The 6,426-nt window shown below is 65.3% G+C and carries 6 protein-coding genes and 1 pseudogene; 1 reads left to right on the top strand and 6 read right to left on the bottom strand.

Annotated features, from left to right (window positions below; all coding sequences use genetic code 11):
* The 5 genes and pseudogenes from AC1DNF_RS35000 to AC1DNF_RS35020 all read right to left on the bottom strand — a co-directional run.
* A partial coding sequence (locus tag AC1DNF_RS35000) for a biotin/lipoyl-containing protein (protein ID WP_478153460.1) occupies positions 1-1,365 on the bottom strand: 1,365 nt, incomplete at its 3' end.
* Positions 1,319-1,583, bottom strand: a pseudogene (locus AC1DNF_RS35005) (hypothetical protein); the annotation flags it as partial. The pseudogene AC1DNF_RS35005 and the gene AC1DNF_RS35000, both read right to left, overlap by 47 nt.
* A gap of 27 nt (positions 1,584-1,610) precedes the next feature.
* A complete protein-coding gene (locus AC1DNF_RS35010) occupies positions 1,611-2,768 on the bottom strand; it encodes a porin (RefSeq protein WP_478153462.1) in 1,158 nt (385 codons plus the stop codon).
* A 112-nt stretch (positions 2,769-2,880) separates the two neighbouring features.
* The gene (locus AC1DNF_RS35015; protein WP_478153464.1) at positions 2,881-3,849 is read right to left on the bottom strand and encodes a tripartite tricarboxylate transporter substrate binding protein; all 969 of its coding nucleotides are present in this window, start codon (positions 3,847-3,849) and stop codon (positions 2,881-2,883) included.
* Positions 3,850-3,869: 20 nt separating this feature from the next.
* Entirely contained in the window at positions 3,870-5,060 is a 1,191-nt protein-coding gene (locus AC1DNF_RS35020) for a pyridoxal-phosphate dependent enzyme (protein ID WP_478153466.1), read from the bottom strand.
* Positions 5,061-5,141: 81 nt separating this feature from the next.
* On the opposite strand from AC1DNF_RS35020, the gene AC1DNF_RS35025 reads away from it, so the two are divergent.
* Positions 5,142-6,032 carry a LysR substrate-binding domain-containing protein gene (locus AC1DNF_RS35025; RefSeq protein ID WP_478153468.1) on the top strand — a complete coding sequence of 297 codons (891 nt, stop codon included), beginning with the start codon at positions 5,142-5,144 and terminating at the stop codon, positions 6,030-6,032.
* Positions 6,033-6,042: 10 nt separating this feature from the next.
* Here the strand turns inward: AC1DNF_RS35025 and AC1DNF_RS35030 are convergent.
* The coding region (locus AC1DNF_RS35030) for a transketolase-like TK C-terminal-containing protein (protein ID WP_478153470.1) at positions 6,043-6,426 on the bottom strand (384 nt) is incomplete at its 5' end.

A 6,426-nucleotide genomic window follows, 5' to 3' on the forward strand; every position in this document is an offset into this window, starting at 1 on the left:
TCCCTCCCCCATCTCCTGGCTGATCTGCAGGATGCCCTTCTTGTCGGCATCCCTGAGCACCGGAACCACGAGGCCATTGGGCGTGTCGGCCGCGAAGCCGACGTGGAAGTACTGCTTGTAGACAAGCTGATCGCCGTCCAGGCTGGTGTTGAACTCGGGGAATTTCTTCAGGCCCGCGACCACGGCCTTGATCACGAAGGCCAGCATCGTGACCTTGACGCCGGACTTCTCGTTCTCCTTGTTCGTCGCCACGCGGAAGGCTTCGAGTTCGGTGATGTCGGCATCGTCGTTGTTCGTGACGTGCGGGATCATCACCCAGTTGCGGTGCAGGTTCGCGCCGCTGATCTTCTTGATGCGCGACAGGTCCTTGCGCTCGACCGCGCCGAACTTCGTGAAGTCGACCTTGGGCCACGGCAACAGTCCGAGGGCTTCGCCGCCACCGCCCGCGGGCGCCTTGGCGGCCGATGCCTTGGTGCTGGCCGCGCCGCTCATCACCGCCTTGGTGAAGTTCTGGACGTCCTCCTGCGTGATGCGGCCCTTGGGGCCGCTGCCCTTGACTTCTTCCAGCGGCACGCCCAGTTCGCGGGCGAACTTGCGCACCGAAGGCGATGCGTGGGGCATCTTGCCGCTKGGCGGCACCGTCGGATCGTGCGCCGCGGGTGGCGCGGCGCTGGCCGCAGCCGGTGCAGGTGCCGGTGCCGGTGCCGGTGCCGTGRTGCTCGCGGGCGCGGGCGCCGCGGCGGGCTGCGATGGCGCGGGGCCGGCGACCGCCGCAGCGGCGCCGCCCGTCGAGCCTTCGAGCACCGCRATCAGGTCACCGATGTTGACGACGTCGCCGACCTTGACCCTGAGCTCCTTGAGCACGCCGGCCGAGGACGAGGGGATCTCCATCGAGGCTTTGTCMGATTCGACGGTGATCAGCGACTGTTCGGCCTTGATYGYGTCCCCTGGTTTCACCAGGATCTCGATCACCGCGACGTCCTTGAAATCACCGATGTCGGGCACCTTGACCTCGACCGGTCCCGTCGTCGCGGCCGCRGGGCTTGCCGCGGCCGGCACGGGCGCCGCAGCGGGTGCCGGCGCGGCAACGGCTGCCGGTGCGGCCGCGGGTGCAGCAGCCGCCGCGCCCTCGCCTTCGAGCACCAGCACGACCGAGCCTTCCTTGACCTTGCTGCCCACCCCGACCTTGAGTTCCTTCACGACACCGGCCTGGCTCGACGGGATTTCCATCGAGGCCTTGTCCGATTCGACCGTGATCAGCGATTGCTCGGCCTTGACCGTGTCACCCACTTTCACCAGCACCTCGATCACCACGACTTCATCGAAATCGCCGATGTCCGGCACCTTGATCTCCACTGTTCTCATATCTTTTAATTCTGAATTTTTTCGACGCGGCAGTGTAGTACGCGCCGCGCGCGATGCTCTGCGCGGCGACGCCGAGAAAGCTGTCGCAGAGCGGCGCGTGTGTCGCTCCGGCAGAGGCCGGCGGTGCCGAGCGCGAGGCAGCGGCGCCCCTCCGGCAGGAAGGCGCGCCCGCTCTCGGCCACCGCACGCACGTAGTCGGTTGCCGCGATCAACGGGCCGCCGCGCTCGCGATGGCAGTTCACAAATCAGAAGGCGTGACGCATACCAAAGTCGAAGCCATTTGCGCTCGAAGCGGCGTTTCCAGCACCAGGAATGAAGGTAGGCAAGCCACCGGTCGTGATCGCGGCACCATTTTTGTTGGAGACGTGTGCGTAGGTCGCGTACAGAACCGTACGCTTCGACAGGTTGTGCCCATAGCCGACAGCGAACTTGCGAGCGCGCGGGTCGTTGCCGACGTCGAACTTAGCCTTGGCTTGCGAGTACGCAACGCGGATCAGGCCAGGACCCACGGGCACGGTAGCGCCCAGCAGGTAACCGTCCAGGTTGACCGAGTTGTCGACGCCAGCGAACACTGGCAGGTCAGCCATGTTCTTCACGCGCGAGAACTCACCGAAGAGCTTGACGACGCCGAGGTCGTACGAAGCACCCAGGTTGAAGGTCTTAGCTTCGATCGTGTTGCCGATGACGTCGGCTGCGGTGTCCACGCCGTAGGCCAGAGCCACGTCCAGAGGACCCTTGGCATAGCCGACGCGACCACCAATGTACTTTCCGGCCTCCAAGGTCAGCAGGCCGGATTGCTTCACGTTTTCTGCAAAGCCGTATTGGGCCTGGCCGTAGAAGCCACCGAGGTTCGGGGGCAAGAAGTAGCCCACGGTGTTGCTTGCGCGCGCGGTGTTCGAATCGCTGACACCAGCAGTAGCGAGAACAGTGCTGTGCGCGGAGTAAATGATGTTGGTGCCTACGCCATTGGTGCCAAACGGATCGAACTCGGTGTCGTTCCAGAACGTCGGGGTGTAGTCACGACCGATCCGCACTTCACCGAAGCCGCCGGACAGGCTTACTGTCGAGCGACGATTGAAGAAGCCGGTGAGGGGAGTGCTCGAGACGCTGCTGACAGAGCCGCCTGTAGTGCCGTTGTCATTGCCAAGACCCGCTTCAAGCCAAAAGCTCGCGGCCAGACCGCCACCGAGGTCTTCAGTGCCACGGAAACCCAGGCGGCTGGTGTTGTAGCCAGCGGTGCTCTGGGCCCATTGGCTTTGCTTGATGGCGCCGGTGGGGGTGTCCGTCTTGGCGTCGTAGTAGCTGACGCCGGCGTCAAGAACACCGAACAGCGTGACGGATGATTGGGCTGAGGCAACACCGGCAACAGCCAGGGCGGCCAGAGCGACGAGAGTTTTTTTCATTTCAAGTTTCTTTGAGGTTGAACACAACGGTCGGGTGCAGAGCGCTCGCCGGGACAGGCTGGGTCACCGGCCTCGAAATCGGGCTCTTTCCGATGCCAGCAGCTGCGCTGATTTACTCCGGCTCGATGCCGGAGTCGCGGACCACCTTGGCCCACTTCGCCACTTCGCTCTTCATGAAGATGCCGAGTTGGGCGGGCGTTGAGCCCTTGAGCTGAATGCCCTGATTGCTGAGCCGGTCACGCACCGGCCCGTACTCCAGCGCCTTGTTGAGCTCCTTGCCCAGGCGATCGACGATCTCGACAGGCGTCTTCGCAGGAACAACTAGCGCCCACCATTGTGAGAACTGCATGCCGGGTATCTTCAATTCGGTCGCGGTCGGCACGCCGGGCAGGATCGGCATGCGCGTGGCGCCGGTCGTCATTAGAGGTGCAACCTTGCCCCCGCCCAGCAGGCTGCTGGCGCTGGCCAGCGTCGAAAAATGCCCGGTCACTTGCTGGGCGACGACGTCCATCAGCGCCGGCGCCGAGCCGCGGTACGGTATCGCGTCGACCTTGACCCCTGCCTGGGCTTCCAGAAGCTTGGCTGATAGGTGACTGATGGAACCATTGCCGCTCGTGGCGAGGAGCAAAGGCTTGGGGGCACGGCGCGCATCGTCCAGGAAGCGCTGCAGGTCCCCCGTCTTGTAGGTGGCGCTGTCGGCGAAGAGGATGAGAGGCGATTCGCCGATCATCGAAATAGGCGCGAAGTCGCGAAGGAGGTCGTACGGCATATGGGTGAAGACCGCAGGCGCGATCGCGTGCGGCAGTTCGACCAGAGCGAGGGTGTAGCCGTCGGGCGCGGACTTGGCCGCCATTTCCAGGCCGATGCGACCGGAAGCACCCGAGCGGTTGTCGACGATCATGCTTTGGCCCAAGGTTTCGCCCATGCGTTGCGCAACTGCGCGCGCAATGGCATCCGAGCTCCCTCCTGCTGCCCAGGGGACGACTAGGCGCAGGGGCTTGTCAGGATAGGCGGCCTGGGCGGCCCCGCCGAGCCCCAGGGCAAATGCCAGGAACGTGGAAGACATGCGGGCGAAGGTCATACAAATACTCCTGGTGAAGATCAAACGGAATCGAACTGGAAGGAATCGCGGTCGCCCTTGGCGGTCAGTAGCAGCAACACGTGCTGCTCCGGAGAAATGCGGCCGGTCCGCAGCAAGTGGCGGGCAGCGGACAGGCTTGCGCCAGCGCACAGCTCGACCCAGAAACCCGCCTGTGCAAGGCGAGACACGCCATTTGCTGCGTCGGCATCGCCGACCACGACAGCCCCACCTCCGGACATGAGGACTGCCTGCTCCTGCTGCAGGGTGACGGTCGAACCCGCGGTGGAGAACTGCGCGGTCTCTCCGGGAAATTCCGACTGGAGCACTGCGCCCTCCAGGACCCGCGTCAGGCGTGCGAAGGGTTCCACGGCCCACAGCCTCGGCATGCGGTCCAGGAGCCCTACCGCGACCAAGTCGCGCAAGGCGCTGTAGATTCCCCACAGCAGGTCACCACGGGAGGTCGGCACCAGGACATGGTCCGGCCGGCAGCCCTGTGCGGCCCATTCCAGCGCCACTGCCCGGTAGCCTTCCACGCCGAACACCGGGCTCGCGACCGCGGGTACGCTGTAGTTAGTCAGCGCAAATGCCCCATCGCGATCGACGCGCTGACGCACGTGCTGCCAACGCTCGTGTCCCGTTTCGAAGGCCACGCGTCTGGCACCAAAGTACCGTAGCGCGGCAGCGAAGGGAGGCGGCAGGTCGCGGTAGGTGGCGACCTCGCAGTCGAGACCGGCTGCTGCGCAGTATGCGGCCGCCGACACTGCGGCATTGCCGCTCGACGCCAGAACGACCGTCTGCGCGCCAACGTGCAGCGCGCGACTCACGGCCTGCGCCGACATCCGGTCCTTGTGCGAACCCGTCGGGTTCATGCCTTCGTGCTTGATCGTCAATCGGCCGAGCCCCAGGTCTGCGGCCAGCGTCGGCAACTCCAGGCAGGGCGTCTCGCCCTCGCCCAGCGATATCCCTTCGGTGTACGGCAGCCAATCGCCCCACTCATAACCTGAGCTTCGCGGCTCCAGGCGTGGAGTGCCGGCATAGACAACCTCGAGGCTGCTCGGCCGGCCCGCGACAGCACATTGCGGGCAGCCCGCCGACATGTCCGAAATTGGGTACTCCGCACGGCAGGAAATGCAGCGAAGGTGCGTCATTCGGGGGTTGCGGCGAACACCATGCGCGACGACAGCGGTGGATAGCGGAGGGGTGTCTTGCATGCCGTGGAGCTTAGGAGGATGCCTCCCGGACGAGGGGCACGCATTCGGCATATGAGTTAAGTAAAACTTATACTCACCACCATGAGTCCAAGTGCCCGGCAGGTAGAAGTCTTCCGTATGGTGATGCTTCTCGGCTCGGCCAATCGCGCGGCCGCCGCCCTGCGCGTCAGCCAGCCGGCCGTGACGCAATTGCTGGCCCAGTTCGAAGAGCGGTCCGGCCTCAAGTTGTTCGACCGGCAAAGGGGTAGATTGACGGCGACACCCGAGGCGCGCGCACTGATGACTGAGGTCGAGAGGGTCTATGTCGGTCTCGATGCCGTGCAGCGCAAGATCGATGGATTGAAGTCGCACGAAGATGCAGTGCTGCGTGTCGGCGCAATGCATGCGATGTCTGCCAGCGTGATGCCGTGGGTCGTGACGGAGTTTCAGCGCCTCTATCCACGCATGCGGTGTGTCCTGACCGTTGACGCTTCCCAGGCGTTGCGCCAGCACCTCTTGCAAGGGACGGTCGACCTGGCCTTCATGGGCGATGAAGCCGATACCAAAGGCTTGGTGGCATCGATGTTCTACGAGTTGCCGGCGGTGTGTGCCATGCCCGCGATGCACCCCTGGGCCAGCCGCACGCGCATCGAAGCGCAAGACCTGCTCGACGTTCCACTGGTGGGCCTCTCCGCCTCCGACCCAACGCAGCAGCGGCTGGAGCGGTTGCTCGCGCAGCATGGCATCGCGCCGCGATTCGTCGTCGAGACACCCTATAGCGCCACCCAGTGCGCCCTGGTATTGGCCGGCGCCGGGCTGGCGATCACCAACCCGATCGTTGCGCGAGAACATGCCGCGATGGGCCTGCGCTATGCCCTGCTGGTGCCGAACGTTCAATTCCGCGCGCTCCTGGCCTTCCACCCGGCACAGGCTCAGTCGCGCGCGGTTCAGGAGTTCGTGGGTCTGTGCCGGCGACGTATCGACGGGCTATAGGCGTCGAGCGTTACCAGGCTTCCACCTGCTGCCGCGCCGCGCGCGCGATGCTCTGCGCGTCGACGCCGAAGAACTGTCGCAGGGCGGCGCGCGTGTCGCTGCGGCCGAAGCCGTCGGTGCCGAGCGTGAGGTAGCGGCGGCCTTCGGGGAGGAAGGCGCGCACGCTCTCGGGCACTGCGCGCACGTAGTCGGTCGCGGCGATCACCGGGCCGCTGCCCAGGCCCAGCTGCCGCGCGATGAAGGGCGTTCCCGGCGCCGCATCGCCTGCCAGCGCGCGCTCCTCGCAGGCATGGCCGTCGCGCGCGAGCTCGCTCCAGCTCGTGACGCTGAACACCTCGGCGTCGATGCCCTCCTGCGACAGCAGCTGCGCCGCCTTGACGACTTCGGTCAGGAT

The sequence above is a fragment of the Variovorax sp. 01T432 genome (assembly GCF_056398605.1).

Coding starts and splice junctions, on each gene's coding strand:
- AC1DNF_RS35020 (WP_478153466.1), bottom strand. CDS start 5,060: ATGCAAGACACCCCTCCGCTATCCACCGCTGTCGTCGCGCATGGTGTT.
- AC1DNF_RS35025 (WP_478153468.1), top strand. CDS start 5,142: ATGAGTCCAAGTGCCCGGCAGGTAGAAGTCTTCCGTATGGTGATGCTT.
- AC1DNF_RS35015 (WP_478153464.1), bottom strand. CDS start 3,849: ATGACCTTCGCCCGCATGTCTTCCACGTTCCTGGCATTTGCCCTGGGG.
- AC1DNF_RS35010 (WP_478153462.1), bottom strand. CDS start 2,768: ATGAAAAAAACTCTCGTCGCTCTGGCCGCCCTGGCTGTTGCCGGTGTT.